This window comes from Nocardiopsis oceani, from assembly GCF_054777395.1.
Genome location: NZ_BAAHAR010000052.1, coordinates 25735 through 45642 on the forward strand (window position 1 = coordinate 25735; position 19908 = coordinate 45642).

18 protein-coding genes are annotated in these 19908 nt (G+C 70.3%); 10 read left to right on the forward strand and 8 right to left on the reverse strand.

The window, feature by feature from the left end; genetic code table 11:
- Window positions 1-65: 65 nt before the first annotated feature.
- Window positions 66-293, forward strand: a complete 228-nt coding sequence (locus ACYVDG_RS27165; RefSeq protein ID WP_460759941.1) for a hypothetical protein — start codon at window positions 66-68, stop codon at window positions 291-293.
- A 53-nt stretch (window positions 294-346) separates the two neighbouring features.
- Here the strand turns inward: ACYVDG_RS27165 and ACYVDG_RS27170 are convergent, their stop codons facing one another.
- Together ACYVDG_RS27170 and ACYVDG_RS27175 are read right to left on the reverse strand one after the other, a co-directional pair.
- On the reverse strand, window positions 347-913 hold the full coding sequence (locus ACYVDG_RS27170) for a TetR/AcrR family transcriptional regulator (protein ID WP_460760065.1): 567 nt from the start codon (window positions 911-913) through the stop codon (window positions 347-349).
- Between the two features lie 216 nt (window positions 914-1129).
- The gene (locus ACYVDG_RS27175) at window positions 1130-2539 is read right to left on the reverse strand and encodes a GH1 family beta-glucosidase (RefSeq protein WP_460759944.1); all 1410 of its coding nucleotides are present in this window, start codon (window positions 2537-2539) and stop codon (window positions 1130-1132) included.
- 206 nt (window positions 2540-2745) lie between these two features.
- Between ACYVDG_RS27175 and ACYVDG_RS27180 the strand changes: the two genes are divergently transcribed.
- Window positions 2746-4287: a hypothetical protein gene (locus ACYVDG_RS27180; RefSeq protein WP_460759948.1), complete on the forward strand. Its 1542-nt coding sequence runs from the start codon at window positions 2746-2748 to the stop codon at window positions 4285-4287.
- A 44-nt stretch (window positions 4288-4331) separates the two neighbouring features.
- Here the strand turns inward: ACYVDG_RS27180 and ACYVDG_RS27185 are convergent, their stop codons facing one another.
- The 3 genes from ACYVDG_RS27185 to ACYVDG_RS27195 all read right to left on the reverse strand — a co-directional run bounded on the left by ACYVDG_RS27185 (window position 4332) and on the right by ACYVDG_RS27195 (window position 8053).
- The gene (locus tag ACYVDG_RS27185; protein WP_460759951.1) at window positions 4332-5417 is read right to left on the reverse strand and encodes a magnesium and cobalt transport protein CorA; all 1086 of its coding nucleotides are present in this window, start codon (window positions 5415-5417) and stop codon (window positions 4332-4334) included.
- Window positions 5418-5514: 97 nt separating this feature from the next.
- A complete protein-coding gene (locus tag ACYVDG_RS27190) occupies window positions 5515-6162 on the reverse strand; it encodes an alpha-ketoglutarate-dependent dioxygenase AlkB family protein (protein WP_460759954.1) in 648 nt (215 codons plus the stop codon).
- A gap of 88 nt (window positions 6163-6250) precedes the next feature.
- On the reverse strand, window positions 6251-8053 hold the full coding sequence (locus tag ACYVDG_RS27195; RefSeq protein ID WP_460759958.1) for a hypothetical protein: 1803 nt from the start codon (window positions 8051-8053) through the stop codon (window positions 6251-6253).
- A gap of 154 nt (window positions 8054-8207) precedes the next feature.
- Here ACYVDG_RS27195 and ACYVDG_RS27200 point away from each other — a divergent pair, with 154 nt between their 5' ends.
- Entirely contained in the window at window positions 8208-8657 is a 450-nt protein-coding gene (locus ACYVDG_RS27200) for a hypothetical protein (protein WP_460759963.1), read from the forward strand.
- Window positions 8654-8974 carry a winged helix-turn-helix domain-containing protein gene (locus ACYVDG_RS27205; protein ID WP_460759968.1) on the forward strand — a complete coding sequence of 107 codons (321 nt, stop codon included), beginning with the start codon at window positions 8654-8656 and terminating at the stop codon, window positions 8972-8974. Before ACYVDG_RS27200 ends, ACYVDG_RS27205 begins: the two co-directional genes overlap by 4 nt.
- 73 nt (window positions 8975-9047) lie before the next feature.
- Here the strand turns inward: ACYVDG_RS27205 and ACYVDG_RS27210 are convergent, their stop codons facing one another.
- Window positions 9048-10178: an EamA family transporter gene (locus tag ACYVDG_RS27210; protein ID WP_460760073.1), complete on the reverse strand. Its 1131-nt coding sequence runs from the start codon at window positions 10176-10178 to the stop codon at window positions 9048-9050.
- A 71-nt stretch (window positions 10179-10249) separates the two neighbouring features.
- Here ACYVDG_RS27210 and ACYVDG_RS27215 point away from each other — a divergent pair, with 71 nt between their 5' ends.
- The gene (locus ACYVDG_RS27215) at window positions 10250-11170 is read left to right on the forward strand and encodes a LysR family transcriptional regulator (RefSeq protein WP_460759971.1); all 921 of its coding nucleotides are present in this window, start codon (window positions 10250-10252) and stop codon (window positions 11168-11170) included.
- 52 nt (window positions 11171-11222) lie between these two features.
- On the opposite strand, the gene ACYVDG_RS27220 is transcribed toward ACYVDG_RS27215, so the two are convergent.
- Window positions 11223-12152, reverse strand: a complete 930-nt coding sequence (locus ACYVDG_RS27220) for a LysR family transcriptional regulator (protein ID WP_460759976.1) — start codon at window positions 12150-12152, stop codon at window positions 11223-11225.
- A 314-nt stretch (window positions 12153-12466) separates the two neighbouring features.
- On the opposite strand from ACYVDG_RS27220, the gene ACYVDG_RS27225 reads away from it, so the two are divergent.
- The 3 genes from ACYVDG_RS27225 to ACYVDG_RS27235 all read left to right on the forward strand — a co-directional run bounded on the left by ACYVDG_RS27225 (window position 12467) and on the right by ACYVDG_RS27235 (window position 16522).
- A complete protein-coding gene (locus ACYVDG_RS27225; RefSeq protein ID WP_460759979.1) occupies window positions 12467-13009 on the forward strand; it encodes a GNAT family N-acetyltransferase in 543 nt (180 codons plus the stop codon).
- Between the two features lie 164 nt (window positions 13010-13173).
- Complete coding sequence (locus ACYVDG_RS27230; RefSeq protein ID WP_460759982.1) at window positions 13174-14361, forward strand: hypothetical protein; 1188 nt, start codon at window positions 13174-13176, stop codon at window positions 14359-14361.
- Between the two features lie 76 nt (window positions 14362-14437).
- Window positions 14438-16522, forward strand: a complete 2085-nt coding sequence (locus ACYVDG_RS27235) for an FUSC family protein (RefSeq protein WP_460759986.1) — start codon at window positions 14438-14440, stop codon at window positions 16520-16522.
- Between the two features lie 105 nt (window positions 16523-16627).
- Here the strand turns inward: ACYVDG_RS27235 and ACYVDG_RS27240 are convergent, their stop codons facing one another.
- A complete protein-coding gene (locus ACYVDG_RS27240; protein ID WP_460759990.1) occupies window positions 16628-17281 on the reverse strand; it encodes a cyclase family protein in 654 nt (217 codons plus the stop codon).
- 257 nt (window positions 17282-17538) lie between these two features.
- Between ACYVDG_RS27240 and ACYVDG_RS27245 the strand changes: the two genes are divergently transcribed.
- Together ACYVDG_RS27245 and ACYVDG_RS27250 are read left to right on the forward strand one after the other, a co-directional pair.
- A complete protein-coding gene (locus ACYVDG_RS27245; RefSeq protein WP_460759995.1) occupies window positions 17539-18222 on the forward strand; it encodes a lysophospholipid acyltransferase family protein in 684 nt (227 codons plus the stop codon).
- A gap of 287 nt (window positions 18223-18509) precedes the next feature.
- Window positions 18510-19856 (forward strand): FAD-dependent oxidoreductase, encoded by a 1347-nt coding sequence (locus tag ACYVDG_RS27250; protein WP_460760078.1) that lies wholly within the window; start codon window positions 18510-18512, stop codon window positions 19854-19856.
- The last annotated feature ends 52 nt before the right edge of the window (window positions 19857-19908 follow it).

Below are 19908 nucleotides of genomic sequence, written 5' to 3' on the forward strand. Positions count from 1 at the left end.
CGCGCCGCTCTCCCGGTCGCGGGCCGAATCCGCTGTCGGCCCAGGGCCGTAGTTAGGGTAAACGCATGTCGATATGGGCGCGGGCAGACCGCACCGGCAGGGTCGGGGAAGCCCTCACCATGCTGGAGGGACAGGGGATCATCGACGGTCTGGAGATCCTCCCTGCCGAGACCAAGCCCTTCCGGGTGCGCATCCCCGCCGGGATCATCCACATGGACGAGGACGAGGCCTCGATGTTCGCCTTCGGAGCGGTCGTGGGCTCCTTCGGCAGAGCCGCGCGCCAGCACGCCTGACCCCGCCTCTCCTCTCAAGGCGGGCCCGCTCAGTCAGCGTGGCCCGGGCGCCGCTAATGGCGTCCCATGGTGCGCAGGATCGCGTCCAGCAGGAGGTCCCGGACCATCGTGCGGTGCTCGGCGTCGTGTTCGACGGTCAGCTCGCTGTTGAGCGTGGACAGGCACATCCCCACCGTCATCTCCGCCAGCGGCAGCGCCGGCCGCCCGTCCTTGGGGAGCTCCTCCACGAACCGGGCCACCTCGATCGCCTCGCGCACCGCCTCGATCCACGGTTCGATCCGTTCGCGCCACCACTGGCGCTGCGGTCCCGGCTCCGCGCCCAGGCCCGATGCGGCGGCGAGCAGCGCACCGTCCGACAACCACAGCCCCACCCAGGCGTCCAGCAGACGACCCATGTAACCGTCGATCGACTCCATCCGGCCGAACGTGAGGTCCACGTGGGAGGCGAAGGCGGTCAGGCGCACGTCGACGGCGGCCTGGAGTACCTGGTTCTTGTGGTTGTAGTAGCGGTAGACGGTGGAGCGGTCGATGTCGACGCCCTCAGTGATCTCCTTGTAGGAGATCTGGCTGAAGGGCTTGGTCCGCAGGAGCTCCACCAGGCTGTTCTGCAGCTGGAGCATCCTCTGGGCGGCCCTGAGGCTCCCGCTGGTACCCGAACTCGAATCCGGCGGCGCCGTCATACCCGATCCATCCGTCATGAGCCCCCACAGCCCTCGTGTGCCTTACGCCCTCCAGCTTGCCGCAGATCGGAACGGATGCCAACACGGCGTTGGACCGCGAGGCACCCCTGTGGGATCGGGTACCAACCGAGACCGACTGCGGTACCCGGCCGGCCCTCAGGGGCCGTCAGCGGTGTGCGCCCGTCGGGCCCGGTGCGAGGTCAAGTAGTCCCGATACCAGTGGTAACTGTCCTTGGGGTGGCGCGCCAACAGCTCGTAGTCCACGCGCACCAGGCCGAAGCGGCGGTCATAGCCGAAGGCCCATTCGAAGTTGTCCAGCAGCGACCACACGAAGTACCCGCGAACATCCACCCCCGCGTCGATCGCGCGGGACAGCGCGGCCAAATGGTCGCGCAGGTAGGCGATGCGGTCGTCGTCGTGGACCCGGCCCTGCCCGTCGGGCACGTCCTCTTCGGCGGACCCGTTCTCGGTGATGAGGATCGGCGGCAGCCCCGGGTAGCGGCGGTCGAGGTCGACCAGGAGCGCGTCGAAGGTCTCCGGAACCACGGGCCAGCCCATGGTGGTGTGCCTGACCCCCTCGAAGGGGACCTGTTCGGTACCGATGTCGGCGGCGGTCCGCAGGCCCGGGTCGGTTTCGGTGTGCGGGGCGTCGCGGAGCATGATCGGCCGGTAGAAGTTGACGCCGAGGAAGTCCAAGGGCTGACCGATGGTCTCCAGGTCTCCCTCCTGCCGGTAGGAGCCGTCGGCGAGGTCGCCCCAGGTCTCCTTCTCGTTGTCCGGGTAGGCGCCCGTGAACAGCGGGTCGAACCAGGTCCGGTTGTGCAGCGTCCGGGCGCGCTCCACGGCTGTCCGGTCGGCCTCGGAGTCGGTCTCGGGCAGCAGGTGGTCGGGGTTGAGCGTGATGCCGACCTGGCCGGCGGCGCAGGCGCGCAGCTCCCCGGTGGCCATGCCGTGGGCGAGGAGCAGGTGGTGGGCCGCGGCCAGGGCCGGGGTCCCCTCCCGGGTTCCGGGGGCGTGGCGGCCGACGGCGTGTCCCACGAACGCCGAGCAGAAGGGTTCGTTGAGGGTGATCCAGCGGTTCACCCGGTCGCCGAGGCGGTCGGCGACGATCCTCGTGTACTCGGCGAACCGGTGTGCGGTGTCGCGTACGCGCCAGCCGCCCTCGTCCTCCAGTGCCTGTGGCAGGTCCCAGTGGTAGAGGGTCAGGACCGGCTCGATCCCCGCGCCGAGGACCGTGTCGACCAGGCGGTCGTAGAAGGCCAGGCCCTCTTCGTTCGGGCGGCCCCGTCCGGTGGGCTGGACGCGGGGCCAGGACACCGAGAAGCGGTACAGGTCCACCCCGAGGTCGGCGAGCAGCGCGACGTCCTCGCCGTAGCGGTGGTAGTGGTCGCAGGACACGTCACCGCTCTCTCCTCGGGCGACCCGTCCCGGGGTGCGGCAGTAGGTGTCCCAGATCGACGGTCCTCGTCCGCCGTCGTTGGCGGCGCCCTCGACCTGGTAGGCGGCGGTGGCGGTTCCGAACAGCAGGCCCGGGGGGAGGCTCGGCTCGGGCGTGGCGGGGTACATGACGGGGCCCTTCGGGTTGGGAGCGCTCCCAGTCTGATCCACGCAATGCGTCCCGGCAACCCCGCCAAACGAGTTTCTCCTCCGTCCCGCCAACCGGGCCCGCCACCCACTGCGGCCGAGGAGTCTCCCGCCGCCGAACCGGAACCGCCCCGCCGCCGTCATAACCCCCAGCGCGTCCCGTCACCGGCGCGCGGGAAGGGAGAAGGATGACTTGGAGCCAGTATTCCCAGCACAGGCGGATCAGGGACCTCGAGGATAGGCTGAGCGTCTCGCAATCACAGCTGAGCCGTGAACGCAGGCACCTGCGCTCGAAGCTCGGCCAGATCCAGGGCACCTTGGAGGAGAGGCTCGACCGGGTCTCCGCCACGCTGGACGCCTTCATGGAACTCACCGACATCCGCGCGGACCTGGCGATGTTCGACGACGCGGCGCTCGCCCGCCACCGCACCCTCCAGTTGCTGGACGGCGCCGCCCTGCCCGACCTCACCCTCAAGGACGTGCCCGGCTACTGGCTGGTCCCCACCGCCCACGGCCTGCACGCCCTCCTCAACGACGACGTCTCCAAGGCTCGTGTGCGCTTCGACGAGGCCGCCGAGCTCGACCACGAACGGGCCCGCTGCTTCACGGCCCTGGCCGCTCCGCTCACCCGCCCCGAGCACGCGCGCACCCTCGGTGCGAGCGTGGCCGCCGACATGCTCCCCCACCTTCCGGCCCCCGAAACCCGCCTGAACCGGGTCCAGCGCGCGTTGTGGCTGCTGACCGCCGACGGTTCCTACGGCGACGACGCCCGCGAACACCTCCTGCGGTCCACCTTGCGCGCCTGGTCGGCCGAGGGCGTCCGCGTCCCCGCCGCCAACCAATGGATCCGCCTCTCCCCTGTCGAAGGGCGCCGCGGGACGAGGGAGTCCTCGAGCGTCCGCAGAGCTCAGGCTGCCCAGGCCCTCGGCGATCTGCGCGAACGGGTCGCCCGCCTCACCGCCCTCGGAAGTGAGGACACCCCGTTCGAAGTACTGGCCCACGACCAAGCGAGCACCGACTTCCTCACCGAGACCCTGCGCCTGCTCATCGAGGAAGGCAGCGCCGAGGAAGCTCCCCTACTGGTCCAAGCCGGCCGCCTCCGCTCGGTGATCGAGAACAACCAGGCGGGGCACGCCATCCAGGCCTGGAGCGATCCCGTCGAAACCGTCAGCACCCTCCTCCAACGGGACCTGGCTCGGGAAGGCGCACCCGTCCACCGCCGCACCTTCGCCCTCGCCCTGCAGCGGACCGCGCTCCTGGACGCCGCCGACACCCTGGTGGAACGGGCCTGCGAGCCAGCGCTGGAGGAGACGGTCCTGAACTCGTACGGTGCGCGCATCACCGTCACCGAGTCCGGGGCCGACGTCCGGCAGGTCTACCGCGCCCGTCAGCAGCTGCGTTATCTGCACACTCCCAGCAGCCGCTACCGGACCGTCCTCTTCGCCTCGCTGGTGACGGTTGTCGTGCTGCTCCTCATGGCCCTGTTGACGCTGAACAACGTCCTGTGGGTACTGGCCGCGGTTGCCGGGGCAGTCGCCGCGGGTGCCTACTTCTCCGGTGAACGGGACCAGGCCAAGAAGGAGGAAGCCCTCGGCCTCCTGTTGCAGAAGCTGGACCAGCAGGTGGAACGGACCGTCGAGAACCTGCGCCGCACCCGGACGGAGGCGGAGGAGCACGCGGCTACGGCCCGCACCGAGGTCGAGAAGGTCCGCCCTCTCCTCGACCCGTGAGCTCCGGTACGCACCGCCTGCGGCCGGGCCCCGGGGCCGCCGTGTCAGAGCCAGCCGTTGCGCTTGAAGACCAAGTAGAGCCCCACCGAGGTCGCCGCCATGAAGAGCAGCACCAACGGCCAGCTGAAGACCCAGTGGAAACCGGGTTGGGGCGCGATGTTCATCCCGAAGACCGAGGAGATGAGGGTGGGCACGACGAGGATGCCGCCCCAGGAGGACACCTTCTTCATGGCCTCGTTCTGGGATTGTCCGATGAGCGCGCTGTTGACCTCCATGATGTTCTGCAGGAGCTGGCGGAAACCCTCGACGTGCTCGCGTGCGGCGGTGACGTGGTCGGTGACGTCGCGCAGGTAGTTGTGCACGAGGTGCCGGTGCTGGTCCGGGACCTTCGGCAGGCCCGGATCAGCCTCCTCAGAGTGGTCCAGGAGGGCCGTGAGGTCGCTGAGGACGACGTCGAGGGGATCGATCGCGCGGTGGAGGTGGATCGCCTGCCGGGCGAGCCGGTAAGTGTGGCGGGAAGCGGCCGGGGCGCCGTCGAGGACCTCGCTCTCGGCCTCGTCGATGCTGTCCTGGAAGTCGAAGATGACGGGTGCGTAGGCGTCCACGACCCGGTTGACGACGGCATGGATGACCGGAGGGGACCCCAGGGCGAGGAACCGGGGCTGGGCCTCCAGCTCGGCTCGGACGTCCTCGAAATCGATCTGCCGGGTGTGCCGGATGGTGATCGCGAAGCCGGTCCCGCCGAACATGTGGATCTCACCGGTCTCGACGGTCTCCGCCGACCGGTCGTACCGGGCGGGGCGGAGCACGACGAACAGGACGTCGCGGTAGGTCTCGACCTTCGGCCGCTGGTGGGCGACGATCGCGTCCTCCAGGGCGAGCCTGGGCAGTTCGAAGTGGTGTGCGGCTTCCCTGAGCTGCTCCTGGTTGGGCGCGGTCATGCTGATCCAGGCGAAGAGCGCGGGGTCCTCGCGCACCGCCGCGCGTGCTTCGCCGAGGGTGGCGGCCTCGTGCACCCTCCTGCCCTCCCGGTACAGGAGCGTGCGGAGCTCTCCGGGTGGGGCACCGGTCGGCGGGACGGCGTTGTCGCTGCCCAGGATCATGGTGCGTTCGGGTGCGGATTCGTTCATCGGCGGTCCTCCCCCGGTCTGGCCTGACCTGCCCGATCCTGGCCCGGGCCCCTCGGGGACGCGCGCCGACACGCCATGCGGGACCCGAGCGGCGGCGTCAGTCCGCCAGTCCGGAGGCGCGGATGGTGATGTTGAGCCGACCGTCCAGGCCGAGCCGGGGGTCGGCGGTACCCGGCCTGGTGCGCGGCACCCCGTGGTAGGCCATGCGCGAGGGCCCGCCGAAGACGAACAGGTCGCCGCCGCGGAGTTCGACGTCCGTGTAGGGGCGGGTGCGGGTCTCGGTGTTGCCGAAACGGAAGACGCAGGTGTCTCCGAGACTGAGGGATACCACGGGCGCCCGGGAGGCCTCGTCGCGGTCCTGGTGCATGCCCATGCGGGCGTCGGCGTCGTAGAAGTTGACCAGGGCGATGTCGTAGGGGTCGCCCTCGTACGGGGCGCCGTAGGCGGCCTCGGCGGCGCGGGTGGCCAGGTCGCCGAGAAGGTTCGGGAAGGGCTGGACGGCGGTGCCGTCGGGCAGGGTGCGCGCGTAGGAGTAGGGCTGCCAGTGCCAGCCGAGCGAGACCATGGACACGCTCATCACGCCGCCGCGCGGCATGGAGTGGCGGCGCATCCCGGACGGCCCGCGGGCCCACTCCCGGCAGCGCCGGACCAGGTCGTCCTGGGTGTCGAAGCGGAGCCACCCGGGCAAGTGGACCGCGCCGGGGGCGACGGTGACGGGCGGTGATCCGAACAGCGCATCGTCCATGGCGCCATCATGCCTGGCATGCGCGGACCGCGCGAGGCGTCGGCTTGGCGCGGCGGTCACCCGGTCAGCGGCCCGGGGCCGGGCGCGGTCAGCGGCGCAGGAGGTCGCGGACGTTGACCACGAGCAGGACCACCACGATCAGTACGATCGGCACCGAGATAGCGATACGCCAGTCCGCGATGAAGGCGGCCACCACCCCCACTATCAGGCTTATGATCAGCGTCGCGACCGCCAGTCCGGTGACGTACTGGCCGAACTTGCGGCGGGCGATGGAGTCGATCGCGGCGAAGGCCAGCACCACCCCGAGCATGGCCCACAGGGTCATCTGCCCGTCGAGCAGGAACAGGGTCAGTGCCAGGGAGATCAGTAGCAGGGGCGTGCTCAGCGCCACCCACAGGTGGAGGAAGCGGTTGGTGCGCTGGTCACCGGAGGCGTACGGCATGTGCGGTGCCTTGAGGTGTCCGGTGGGTGAGGGCACCAGCGGGGTGTCGCTCTCCAGGGACCGCAGGAGCGTGTCGCGCTCGTCGGCGAGCAGAACGCGCTTTTCGTAGACCCCGGCGAGCTCGGCCTCCAGTTTCTCGATCCGCTGTGTGTACTCGCGGGCGCGGGGCCGGGAGTGGGCCTCCCGGTCGAGGGCTATCCGGGACGATTCGAGCTGCCGCAGCTTGTCGCGTCGGCTGACGACGTCGGCGTCCATGTCGCGCAGGCGCCCGTCGAGGCCGCGCACATGGGAGCGGAGTTCGGCGCGGGCCGCCCGTTCACTGGGGGCCACCTTCTGCAGCCCGACCCAGGCAAGGGGGTCGGCCCAGGAGCGCCGGATGGTGCCGTCGCGCTCGTAGCGCGGCCCGCTGGGCGCGCGCTCCCCCTCGAAGAAGTCGCGGGTGTCGCGGCCCCACAGACCCCGGAAGCCGCGCACCCAGGGGGTGTCGTCGTCGATGAGGACGGCGTTCCACTCGCGGTCGCCGCCCGGGCCGAGGCGTTCGCCGTCACCGCGCGCGTAGTCGACGAAGGGCACTCCGATGCCGTGCCGGTTGATGGCGCTGTCGGCGCGGAAGAGGCGCTGGGTGATCCGGCGCCAGGCACGGACCAATCCGCGCAGGAAGGCGGGATCGACCTGGATGAGGTAGTCGCCGGGGAGCATCTGGTGCGAGTGCGAGCCCGCGCCGACGTAGATCATGGGGTGGACGCCGTCCCGGTGCAGGTCCGGGTCGGCCCAGGAGCGGCGCAGGTCGTCGCCGTGGTACTCGTGCGAGGAGGCGCCCACCCACACGGGCCGGGTGGTGCCGTCGGGGTTGGCCACGACGTAGATGGTGACGCGTTCCCAGTCGGCCTCGTGGTCGTTGACGCCGCCGTAGATGGTGCGCCAGTCGTTCATGGCGTAGAAGAACCAGTACTGCAGGATGATGTAGCCGCCCTCGCGGGTGACGCGCCCGTAGTAGGTGGCGCCGCCGTTGTCGACGCGCTCGCGGTAGCGGGTCACCGAGGCGAAGGTCACGCCGCCGGGGACGGCGCCGCGGATGAGCAGGGAGATCTTCATCAGGATGTCGAGGACGCGGCCGAGCACGCCTACGGCCGCCAGGCGGCCGCTCTTGGGGATGACCGAGCGGGCGATGCCCTTGAAGCGTCGCGCCTCCTCGCGGAGCGTCTCCTCCTGGACGAAGCGCAGGTGCTTGTGGCGCCCTGGCCACTCCTCCTCGGCTTGGGAGAGCCGTTCGAGGGTGAGCTCCCCCGCGGGGACGATCACGCTCTCGCGCCCGCCGGGTTCCTCGATCCAAAGGCTGCAGTTGCGTACGTAGGCCTCCACATCGGTGGGGAAGAAGAGTTCCCCCTCGGTGCACATGAGCACCGGTTCGTGGGCCCGCAGGAGTTCGAGGTCAGATTTGGCCGCCATGATTCGGACCAAGTTAGTGCATGCGGGGGCGTGGGCGCGCGCCGGATGGCCGTGCCCCGGAGGTGGGACCGGTCATGTCCGCGGGTGCACCGGTTCGGGCATCCTCGGCAAATCTTCACTTGCCACCATGGAAAGTAAGTGCGACTATGGAAATATGACGACGACGGAGGAGATGCTTATGCGCAGGGAAGAGGCGCGGGACGCCCTCGAGCAAGCTGAAGCACTGGACGCGAAGGTACGCGGACGCGGTGGCTGGTACCTGGGATACGCAGTGGTCTTCTCTGTCACGAGTTTCATCCTGCTCGTGTCGATCGGCCTGTTCCAAGGCACCCCGGCACCGATGGCCGCCTCCGTACTGTTCGGGGTGACCGTGCTCGTGCTCCTCGCCTGGATGTTCACCCGTCCCGTCACACCGCGCCGATTCGGCTGGATCCACACCTTCTCGATGCTGGGTTGGGGCACGGTCTACGGCGCGACGATCATGGTGGGGAGCGAGCACTTCCCCGGCGACCCGGCGTGGTGGATCACCGGGGCGGCCCTAAGCACCGTTCCCCTCTTGCTCGCGGGCTTCATCGACCTGCGGCTCAGCAGGAGTAAGAAGTGAGCCATCCACGCAGTCGGCTGGACGAGGTCATTCACTCCCCCGTCCGGTTCTCCATTGTGGCGGCCCTCGCCTCAGCCAGGCAGATCGAGTTCCGGGTCCTGCGGGACACCTTGGAGGTCTCCGACTCCTCGCTCTCCAAACAGATCGCGACCTTGGAGGAGGCCGAGTACGTCGGCGTGACCAAGTTCCGTGTGGGCCGACGGACCCGGACCTCCCTAGCCCTCACCTCGCAGGGCCGCAAGGCCTTCGAACAGCACGTCCAAGCCCTGCGCGACATCGCCTCGGGCGCGGCGGTACACCTGCCCGACGACGTCTGAGATCCGGTGCCGGTGACGGCCCTCCGCCGCGCGGCGTCCGCCCTGGTGCAGGGGCGCACGGCGAAGGACCGGGTCAGGTGGGCCGCTGTGCCGGGCGGCGGCGCGGCCAGCCGTCGGCGCGGGGTGCGGGGTTCGGGGCCACGCACTCGGGTCCTTCCGACCGCCCCCGCGACCTTTGGGCCTGTGGTCCGGGGGCGCCGTCCTTCGCCCCCGGACCGGTCTTGGTGGACTGCCCCGTTGAGGTGGCCGTCCCCGCATCTACGGGCTGCCCGGCGGTGTCGGCGCCCCGCATCCGCGCCCCCTCCCGCTTCGGCACGGCGGGCCGGGCGCTGCGGTCCCCTCGGGCCGCGCCGATCCCGGCGATCACCACCAGCCCCATTCCGACCAGCTGCACGGCCACCGGCGCCTGGCCGATGACGATCAACCCCATCACCAAGGCCACTGCGGGCTCCAGGCTGGAGAAGGTGCTGTAGGCGGTCCGGCTCATCCGCTGCAGCGCGACCATCTCCAGCAGGAACGGCACCAGCGGGAAGAGCAGGGCGATGAGCAGCGTGAACACGATGAGTTCGGGATTGGGCTGGGCGATCGCGGCCGGGGCTCCCAACGGCGCGGTGACCAGGGCGCCGACCGTCATCGCCAGGGCGAGGCCGTGTACGGCGCCGAAGCCGGCGCCCACCCGCTGCGTCAGCACGATGTAGCCGACCACGCAGACCGCCCCGGCCAGGGCGAAGCCGATCCCCAACAGGTCGAGGTCGCCCTGCCAAGGGCGGGTCAGGCAGACCACGCCGACCACGGCGGCGACGATCCACACGAGTTCGCGGCGGCGGCGCATGGCGGCCACGGCGACCACGAGGGTTCCGAGGAACTCGATGGAGGTGGCGGTACCGAGCTCGATCCGCGCCGTCGCCTCGGAGTAGAACAGCATCATCCCCGCACTCGCTGTGCCCAGGATCACCACGGCACCCAGTTCGCGCCAGGTCGCCGCGCGCACGGCCCGCCACAGAGAGGGACCACCGAGCGCGAGGAGGAGCAGCGCGGCCCAGCTGAGCCGGAGCCAGGTGACCGTGGCCGGGCTGGCGTGCTCGAAGGCGGTCACGGCCAGGGCACTGCCCGTGTGCAGCGTGAACATGCCGATGAGCAGCATCAACGGCGCAGGGAGCCGGAACTGGGCACGGCGGGGCGAGGGAAGGAGGGAGCGGATCACCCGACCACTGAATCCCAGCCCTTCGTTTCTGTCCACGGACTGAAGGTTGATCTACCGTGTACTTTTGGTTGATGGACTTCACGCGACTGCGCCTGCTCGTGGAACTGGAACGGCTCGGCACCATGGCGGCTGTGTCGGAGGTCACCGGCATGAGCACCTCTGCGGTGTCCAAACACTTCGCCGTCCTGGAGAAGGAGGCGGGTGTTCCGTTGCTCATCCCGGACGGGCGCCGGGTGCGCCTCACCCCGGCCGGGCGCAGGCTGGCCGAGCACGCGGTGGACATCCTGGCCCGCGTGGAGGCGGCCCAGGCCGAGTTCGACGGGGCCACCGCACCGGTGGGCCGTGTTGACCTGGTGATGTACACCTCAGCCGCGCCGATCGTGCTCCCCGCGCTCCGTCGACTGCGGCGCGACCACCCGGGGATCGACATCCACCTGACCGAGTACGAGTCGGAGCAGGCGCTGGACCTCCTGCAGGACGGCGGGGCGGATCTGGGGGTGGTCTACCAGTACAGCCTTCTCCCCCGGAAATTCCCGGGGATGTTGACCGTCTACCCGGTGGGAACGGAGGTCCTCCTCCTCTCCCAGCACTCCGAGGGCGCGGACAGCCGAACCCTCACCCGGCGCCGCCTGCGGGAGCTGGCGGACGCCTCGTGGATCACCAGCCCCTACCGGGGGGACGAGGAGGCCCTGCTCCACCGGATGTGCGCCGACGCGGGCTTCACACCGAAGATCGTGCACCGCATCGACACCTTGGAGCTCTTCGAGGAGCTGGTGGCCTCCGGCGTGGGCGTGGGGGTGGTGCCCCGCCTGTCGACCACCACCCGGCGCGGGGTCGCCCATGCCCCGCTGGGCGAGCTGGGCGGGGCCCGCCGGGTCTACCTGGCCGGCCGCACCGGCGGTTGGTCGTGGAAGCCGATCCGGCTGGTCGCGACCTACCTGCACCAGGCGGCCGAGGACGTGCTCGACGAAGTTCCGCCGCTGCCGGTCTGAGCGGCGCCCCGCCCGGTGGACCGCAGTCTGCCGCGCCCTCCTGCGTCCGGGGTCAGCCCGCGATGGCGAACGGCCCGACCGAGGGGACGGGGACCTTGCTCGCGGCCTCCCGGACGGCGGTGAGCAGCGGTTCGGGCGTCGCCCCCGCCCTGGACAGGACGTAGATGTGGCGCCGGGCGGTCTCCTCCACCCCGCGGACCACGATCTGCGGCTTGTTCAGGCCGGTCCAGGCCAACCGCGGCATCAGTGCGACGCCCAGGCCCGCCTGGATCATGGCGAAGACGGCGTTGAAGTCGTCGACCGTGTGAATCACCCGCGGCTGGAAACCCGCCTGGTTGGCGGCGGCGGTCACGCAGGAGTGCCAGGCCGTGTCGGGCGCGGACATGATCCAGCCCTCAGCAGCCAGGTCGTCGGCCAGGTGCAGGCTCGTCCGGGTGGCCAGGGGGTGTTGGTAAGGAAGGATCGCGTCGAACAGCTCGACCATGACCCGGTCCGTGCGGAAGTCCGGGTCCCCGGCGGCGGGCATGTGCGTGGTGGACATGGTCAGGGCCACGTCCAAAAAGCCCGAGCGCACCATCTCGGTGCTGTCCTCGGGTTCGGCCTGCACGACCTCGAAGGTCCACCCGGGGTGGCTGGTGCTCATTCGGGCCAGGGCCGGGGCGATCAGATCGCTGATGCCGGTGGAGAAGGAGCCCACGCGGACCACGCCCCGGTCGCCGTCGGTGTACTCGGCCAGGTCCGCGGTGGCGCGCTCCATCTCGGCGAAGATCACGTGCGCCCGTTTGAGTAGGACGCGAGCGGCCCCGGTCAGGAGAAAGCGGCGGCCTTGGCGTTCGACGAGGGGGACCCCGGCCTCCTTGGCCAGGGCGGCGAGTTGTTGGGAGACCGCCGACGGAGTGACGTTGAGCGCCTCCGCGGTCGCCGCCACCGTGCGGTGGTGGTCAAGGGCCTGAAGGAGCTGCAACCGCCGAACGTCGATCATGCCGTCCAATTTATGACAGTACGACCAGGTTTCGGGGTGGTTTCCGCCCGATAGACCACGCTATGCACGTGATTCCGTGCACACCGTCCAAGTCGCCCCCAGCAGCCCCAGCAGGCCACTCCATAAAGAAAGATCAGAGATTCTTTCTCTAAAGCGATCTCATGCTTCCTTTTCTTCGTGTCGCGCCTGTTCCGGTCGATACCGGCGCGTACAGTCAGATTCACAGCTCAACCACGGATCCGCACAACACGGATCCCAGGGGATCAGCACCCAATGCTGGTGGAACGGGTGAGAAGAACATGCAAACTTCGCTGATGACCAAACCTCGCGTGACGAACGTCGGCGTCCTTGGCTTCCGCTACCTCGGATCGCACGAGGTAGAGGAGCTCGCCGACCTGTGGGGCGCACTGCACCAGCAGCACACGGTGACCGCCCCGCATCTCGAGGACATCATCAGCGCGGTGAGCCTGGACGAGTCCTGGCGCCGTCGCCGCGCCCAGTACCTGGCGTGGCTCGCCGACCCCGACACCATGGCGATCCTCGCCGAGCACGACGGGGACCTGGCCGGGTACGCCATGGTCACCATCCGTGAGAACGCACAGGGCAGCTGGGACCGCGGTGAGCGGGTCGCCGTCGTGCAGACCTTCGCCATCGACCCCGAGTACAAGGGCTCCGGTGTCAGTTCCAAGCTCCTCGAAGAGGTCCGTCGCCAGCTCGCCGGCCAGGGCATCCGCGACATCGAGTTCTCCGCGCTGGCCACCGCATCCGAGGACATCAACTTCCTCGAGGAGGAGGGCTTCCGCCCCTTCGTGACCACGATGGTCTGCCGCGTCGACGGCTTCGGCGCCCACGACTAGGAGCTCCACGGCCGGAGGTCCACCTTCCTCCCAGTGCCAGCCCCCGTGCGGTCATACCCACGTCCCGCACGGGGGCTTTTGCGTGCCCGGACACACGCGACACACCGCCTCGGACCTGACGGCACACCGCCTCCGGGACAGGGCGGAGACGCTACCCTCGGCCCGTGGCCTCCTCCGACTCCAGCACCTGCATCTTCCCCGGCTGTACGCGATCCGTCCCCCGCGGCTCCTCCCCCGGACGCCCGCCGCAATATTGCGACCTGCCCGAACACACGCGTTGGCGGGCGTGGAAGGAACGCCAGCGCCAAGCCCAGGAAGCGGACAACGCCGAGGAAGCGGCCCGCACCGACCAGGACGAGAAAGCTGCGGCCCCCGCCTCCGGCCAGGGAAGCGAGCCCGTCACCGTGGCCCGGCTGCGCGCCGACGACCTCCTTACCCGGTTCGCGGTCCAGGCCGAACAGCTCAACACGACCCTGGAAGCGGCCACCGAGGCCTTCTCCACCATGTCCGATCCGGCCGCCGCCGAGGCCCAGGTCGAAGCGGCCCGGTTGACCGCCGCGCGCCAGGTCTCCGAAGCCGACTCCGCCCGATTGGAGGCGGAGAACCGGCGCCGGGAGGCCGAGGCGGCCCGCCGTACCGCCGAGGAGACCACCGCTTCCGCCGTCGCCGCCACCCAGGACGCCGAGCGCATCGCCGAGGAGTCCCTGCACCGCCGGGACGCCGCCGAGGCCGAGCGCGACCGGCAGGCGGATCTGGCCCGTGTCGCCGTCGGAGAGCGCGACGCCGCCGTGGCAGAGGCCAACGCCGGACTGGCCGCGGCCGAGCACCGGATCACCGAGACCACCGAGCGTGCCCGCGCCGACCTGGAGCTCGAACGCACCGAATCCGCTTCCCGGCTGGGGCGGGCCACCGAGGAGTCCGAGCGGTTGCGCGCGGAGCTCACCGAACAGGCGCGGCTGCGGGACGAGGCCGAGCTGGCCGAGCGGAGCGCCCTGGCCAGGACCGAGCAGGCCGAGGAGCAGGCGCGCCGCGACGCGCAGGCCCTGGAGTCCGAGCGGACCCGCTTCGGTACCGAGTTGGAGCGGGCCCACCAGCGCGTGGAGTCCGACCGTGCGGCAGCCGAGGCCGAGCGCGCGCGCCTCACCGCGGAACTGGATCGCCTGGCGACCGACCGCGAACGCCTGGCCGCCGAACTCGACACCCAGCGCCGCAACGCCGAGCTCACCCTCGCCGAGGTCAGGGAGGCCGCGGCGGCGCGCCTAGCGGTGGCCGAGGAGGCACGGGACCGGGCGTTGGAGCGGGCCGAGCGGGCCGACACCGCGCCCGACAGCTCTCGCACGGCCGACCCATGACCTACGTCCCCGTTCGTCCCGTTCGGCTTAGGATAGGGCCGTGCGAGATCTGGGAACCACTGGCGATACCGGTCCAATGAGCCTGAGCGGTGACGAATCCGCTAAGAGCCCGGAGCGTGTCACGGTGGGTGAACGCCCCCGTCCCCGAGTCGACCTCAAGGCGGTGTTCGGCCTGGAGGCGGGAGCCTGGGCTTGGACGACCGCTGTGCAGGCCACCATCGCGATGACGGTGTCCTTCGCCTTGGCGGCGTTCCTGTTCGGCCCTCAGATCGGCACCCTGGCCGCGCTCGGGTCGATGACCGTCCTGTACGAGAAGAAGACCCCCTACGCCTACCGTGCCGCCGCCCTGGCCCTCGTGGGGCTGGGGTTCGTCGCGGCGGTGACCCTCAACTCCCTGGCCGCGTCGATCACGCCGTGGGCGGCGGTGGTCACCATCGGCCTGACCGCGGGCCTGGCCACCTGGGTGTGCGCGGCCTGGCGGGTCGACAAGCCGGGCACGATGTTCTTCGTCCTGGTCGCCAGCATCTCCACCATCGCGCCGGGCAGCCCCGCCGACGTGCCCCTGAGCGCGCTGGTCGCCGCCATGGGAGCGGCGATCGGATGGGCGGTGTCGATGTCTGGCGCCCCCGTACGCGCCCGGCACCCCGAGTACCAAGCGGTAGCCGGGGCCTACCGTGCGCTGGCCGCACTTCTCAGAGCCGTGGGCACCCCCGAGCTCGACCACGCCCAGCACAAGGCGTCCGTTGCCGTCGCTGAGGCGTGGCGGATCGTGCTGCTCGCCCAGACGCGCGGATACCGCACCACCGCGGAGGCGGCCCGCCTGCGCGCCCTGCTGCGCTGGGTCTCAGACGTCCACCTCGCCGCGACCCAGGTGTGCATGGCCCGGCCCACCGAGCTGCCTGCACAGGCGGCGGACTTCGCCGACTCCATGGCCGCGGCCGTCGCCGACCCCGAAGGCGCCCCCGACCCGGACGCCCTGGACGAGCTGCGCAGGGGCATGCGCCCGCGCTCGCTGGAGGCGCGCCTGTACAACCTGCTCTCGCGGGCCGCCACCGCCGCCCGCCGCGGCGCACACGACGACGAAGAGGACGACAAGCGCGCCGCCGACCTGCACGACGACCGCTACCCCGCGCTGTGGAACTCGCTGCGTTCCAGCCTGAGCGGCGACTCCCTGATCAGGCCCACCGCGCTGCGCATGGGGCTGACCGTGACCCTGGCCGGGGCGTTCGGCCTGTGGATGGGCCTGGACCACTACTACTGGGTGGCCCTGACCACGACCGCCGTCCTGCAGGGCGGCAACGTGGTGCTGACCATGAACCGTTCGGTACAGCGTTCACTGGGCACCCTGCTGGGCGTGGTGGGCGGCGTCGCGCTGCTGTCACTCGACTTGTCGCTGATAGCGATCATCGTCCTCGCGGGACTCTTCCAGGGCGCCACCCAGCTCGTGGTGGTCCGCAACTTCTTCTACGCCTCGGTGCTGCTGACGCCGATGGCGCTGATGCTGTCCTACACCGCCAACCCCTACCCCGTCGCTGAGCTGGCCGGGTCGAGGATCATCGACACCCTGGTCGGCTCCGCGTTCGGTATGGCGGGTGCGCTCCTGCTCTGGCGCAAGACGTCGGCGACGCGGCTACCGCAGGCGATCTCCGGGGTGTTGGAGAGCATCAGGCAGTGCATGATGGCGGTGCTGGACCAGGACGTGGAGATCACCGAGGAGCGCCGCTACCGGCTGCGGCGGGACATGCGGTCCTCTCTGCTGAACCTGCGCGGCGTGTACGAGAGCGCGATCGGCGACGTGCCGCGGGCCGCGTCCACGCGGCCGCTGTGGCCCGTGGTGGTGGCCACCCAGCGCATGGGATACCTGGCGCTGGCCGCCCTCACCCAGGACCGCACCCCCGAGCAAGCGGGCACGATCACCCTGCAACGGGTGGACCTGGCCTTCCTCGAACTCATCTCCGCGATGGAGGAGCGCCGCACCCCGCGGCTGGGCGCCCTGCCGCGGCTACCCGCCTACCCCCGGATCCACATGGAGTTGCGCGCGCTGGCCAACGCGATGACCAGCGCCGTGGCCCAGGACGAGCGGTCCGCGCGGCAGGAGGCCGAGCGCCGGGCCCAGCGCGAGCGGCGCCGGGCCCAGAAGGACGTCGACGCGGACCTGTGACCTCCCAGCCAGCATTTCCATCGGCGATCTTGCTACCAGAAGCTATGTCGGCGCCGATTTCGCTTCCGGTAGCAAGCTCACGGGGAACTCGGAGCGGGCGCCGGTTCAGTCAGTGAGCGCGAAGGCCCGCACGGGGAAGGCCGCCATGCCGCGGACCTTCGCGGGGACCGCGTAGAACGAGAAGCCGTAAGCGGGTAGCTGGTCGAGTCGGCACAGGTGCGTGACGATCGGGATGCCGCCGGTGAGCAGGGTGGCCTGCGCCGGTCGGGCGCCCTCGGCGGCGGGCGAGGTGTCGTCGACGCTGACCGAGTCGATGCCGACCAGGGTCGCCCCGGCCTGGACGAGGGTTTTGGCCGCCGTCTCCGTGAGGTGGGGGTGGTCGAACTGGCCGTAGGAGTCCGTCCTCCAGTGGCGGTCCCAACCGGTGCGCACCAGGACGGCGCGTCCCCGAACGTCCAGCCCGGTGAAGGCCTCCGGTCCGATCTGGTGGTCCTCGGTCGCGGTGATCACGACGCCGGGGAGGTCGGCGACCCGCTCCAGGTCCAGGTCGGCCGGGTCCGCCCCGTCGCGGTAGCGGTGTGCGGGCATCTCGACGTGGGTGCCGGTCGCCCCGACCATCGTGACCCTGCCGGTGCTGTTCCCGTGCCCGGGGATACCGCCAGCGACCGTGGTGCTTTCCTCGATCACCGGCTCGGGCAGGCCAGGACAGGTCGTCATCCCGTCGGTGATCTGGTGGCTGACATCGACCAGTTTCGCCATGGCTGTCTTCCTCACTCGCGTCCGGAGAGACCCGCTGACCTGGATCAGAGGTCTAGACCATCACCCTAACGCGTGTGGTACGGGTCACGACAAGGGTTCGGAGATCCTTCCGCCCGAGTCCGAGCACCCCCTCGGCAGACGAACGACACCGCGACCCCGATAAGCTCTGGTGGCACAGCCACGGACCCGCGGCCCCCACCCGATCGCGTCCGCACCCCAGGCTGAGAAACCACCCACCGAGAAGGGGCGACTTCATCGTGTCACTGTACGGAGCGGCCAAGGTCGTCGTCGCACCCGCCAGCCGGGTGGTGTGGCCCCAGAAGGTCGAGGGCGCGCACAACGTTCCCGAGCGGGGCCCGGTGATCCTCGCCGCCAACCACTTGGCGCTCATCGACCCCCTCTTCATCGGGGTGGCGTGTCCGAGACCGGTGCGGTTCATCGCCAAGCAGGAGCTCTTCGACGAGGGGACCCTCCCCAAGCGCGCGTTCACCCGCCTCCTGCGCGCCTTCGGCCAGCTCTCCGTGGACCGGCGCCCGGGCCAGAGCGCCCAGGAAGCCATGGACAACAGCCTTGCGGTCCTGCAGAGCGGCGAAGTGTTCGGCATCTTCCCCGAGGGCACCCGCTCCCCCGACGGCCGCCTGCACAAGGGCCAGACCGGCCTGGCCTGGCTGGCCCTGACGACGGGGGCGCCCGTGGTACCGGTCGCCCTGGCCGGGACCGAGCGGATCCTGCCCCCTGGACGCAAGGTGCCTCGGTTCAACCGGGTGGCCCTACGCATCGGGGAGCCGGTGGACCTGTCGGCCTGGGAGGGCCAGGCGCACAAGGCACGCCCGCGCCGAGCGGCCACGGACGCCATCATGGCCGCCATCGCCAAGTTGTCCGGACAGGAGCAGGTGCCCAGGTTCGCGGCGACGGTCAAGGCCGAGCTTGACCAGCGGTGACTTTCCCCACAGCGAACCCCGGGCTTAATCGCCCTTGAGGGGGCGTTGACTCCAGACTGAGGGCCCCTTTTGCGGCGCCGAATCCGGCGTCCCGCCTGGGATGCGCCGGTGACCAGTACCGAGCGGTACTTCGGCCTGACTGCCACTCCCCTCGGGAGCAAGCAGAATTCCCTACCCTTATAGTGGGGATTACCGATGGCAACATCGGTTACATTAGGCAAGCCTTACCTATGGCGTCCGACCCTGGCGCGAAGACTTGGAGCTGTGCGATGACGCGACCACTGCGAGTGGGAATCGTGGGTGCAGGCCCGGCGGGAATCTACGCCGCGGACCTGCTTACCAAGGACGAGACCCTGTCCGCGTGCGGCACGTCCGTCAGCATCGACATTCTCGACAAGTTGCCCTCTCCCTACGGCCTGGTCCGCTACGGAGTGGCCCCTGACCACCCCCGGATCAAGCAGATCCAGGGCGCCCTGCACAAGATCCTCGACAAGCCGCAGATCACCTTCTACGGCAACGTCGAGTACGGCGTGGACCTCAAGCTGGAGGACCTGCGCCGCCACTACGACGCGGTCATCTTCGCCACCGGCAGCGACCGCGACCGCCCGCTGGACATCCCCGGAGTCGACCTCCCCGGCAGCCACGGCGCCGCTGACTTCGTCTTCTGGTACGACTCCCACCCCGACGTCGCGCCTTCCTGGCACGTCGAGGGCACCAGCGTCGCCGTCCTCGGTGCGGGCAACGTGGCGGTCGACGTCGCGCGCATCCTGGCCAAGGACGCCGACGACCTCCTCCAGACGGACATCACGGACAACGTCTACGAGGGTCTGCGCGCCAAGCAGATCACCGACGTCCACGTGTTCGCCCGCCGCGGCATCGCCCAGTGCAAAGCCACCCCGATGGAGCTTCGCGAGCTGGACAAGCAGCCCGGCGTCGAGGTCCTGGTCTACGCCGAGGACTTCGACATGGACGAGGGCAGCCTGGCGGCCTGCGAGGAGTCCAACCAGGTCAAGACCAACGTCAAGGTCCTGCAGAACTGGGCGATCCGCGACGAGCGCGGTGCCGACCGGCGTCTGCACCTGCACTTCCTGCACTCCCCCGTGGAGATCCTCGGCGAGGACCGCGTCACCGGTCTGCGCACCGAGCGCATGGAGCTGGCGGGCGACGGCAGCGTCAAGGGCACCGGCGAGTACATCGACCACGAGGTGCAGGCCGTCTACCGGGCCATCGGCTACCTGGGCTCGCCCCTGACCGACCTGCCCTTCGACGACGAGCGGGGCGTCGTCCCCAACGCCGAGGGCCGGGTGCTGGACCTGGACGACGAGCACGTCGACGGCGTGTACGCCACCGGGTGGATCAAGCGCGGCCCGGTCGGCCTCATCGGCCACACCAAGGGCGACGCCCTGGAGACCGTCACCAACCTGGTCGCCGACCGCGAGTCCACAACGCCCGCCCCCGAGCCCGACCCGGGCTCCTTCCGTGTGCTCCTCGAAGAGCGCGGTGTCGAGTACACCACTTGGGAGGGTTGGCAGCGGATCGAGGCCAAGGAGGAGGAGCTGGGCGCCGAGCGCGGCCGCAAGCGCCTCAAGCTGCACTCCCGCGAGGAACAGACCAGCGTCGCACGGCAGCCCTAGAGCCGTCCTAGAGCCAACGTGTGAGCTTCCCAGCCGGTCCCGCTCCCCTTTG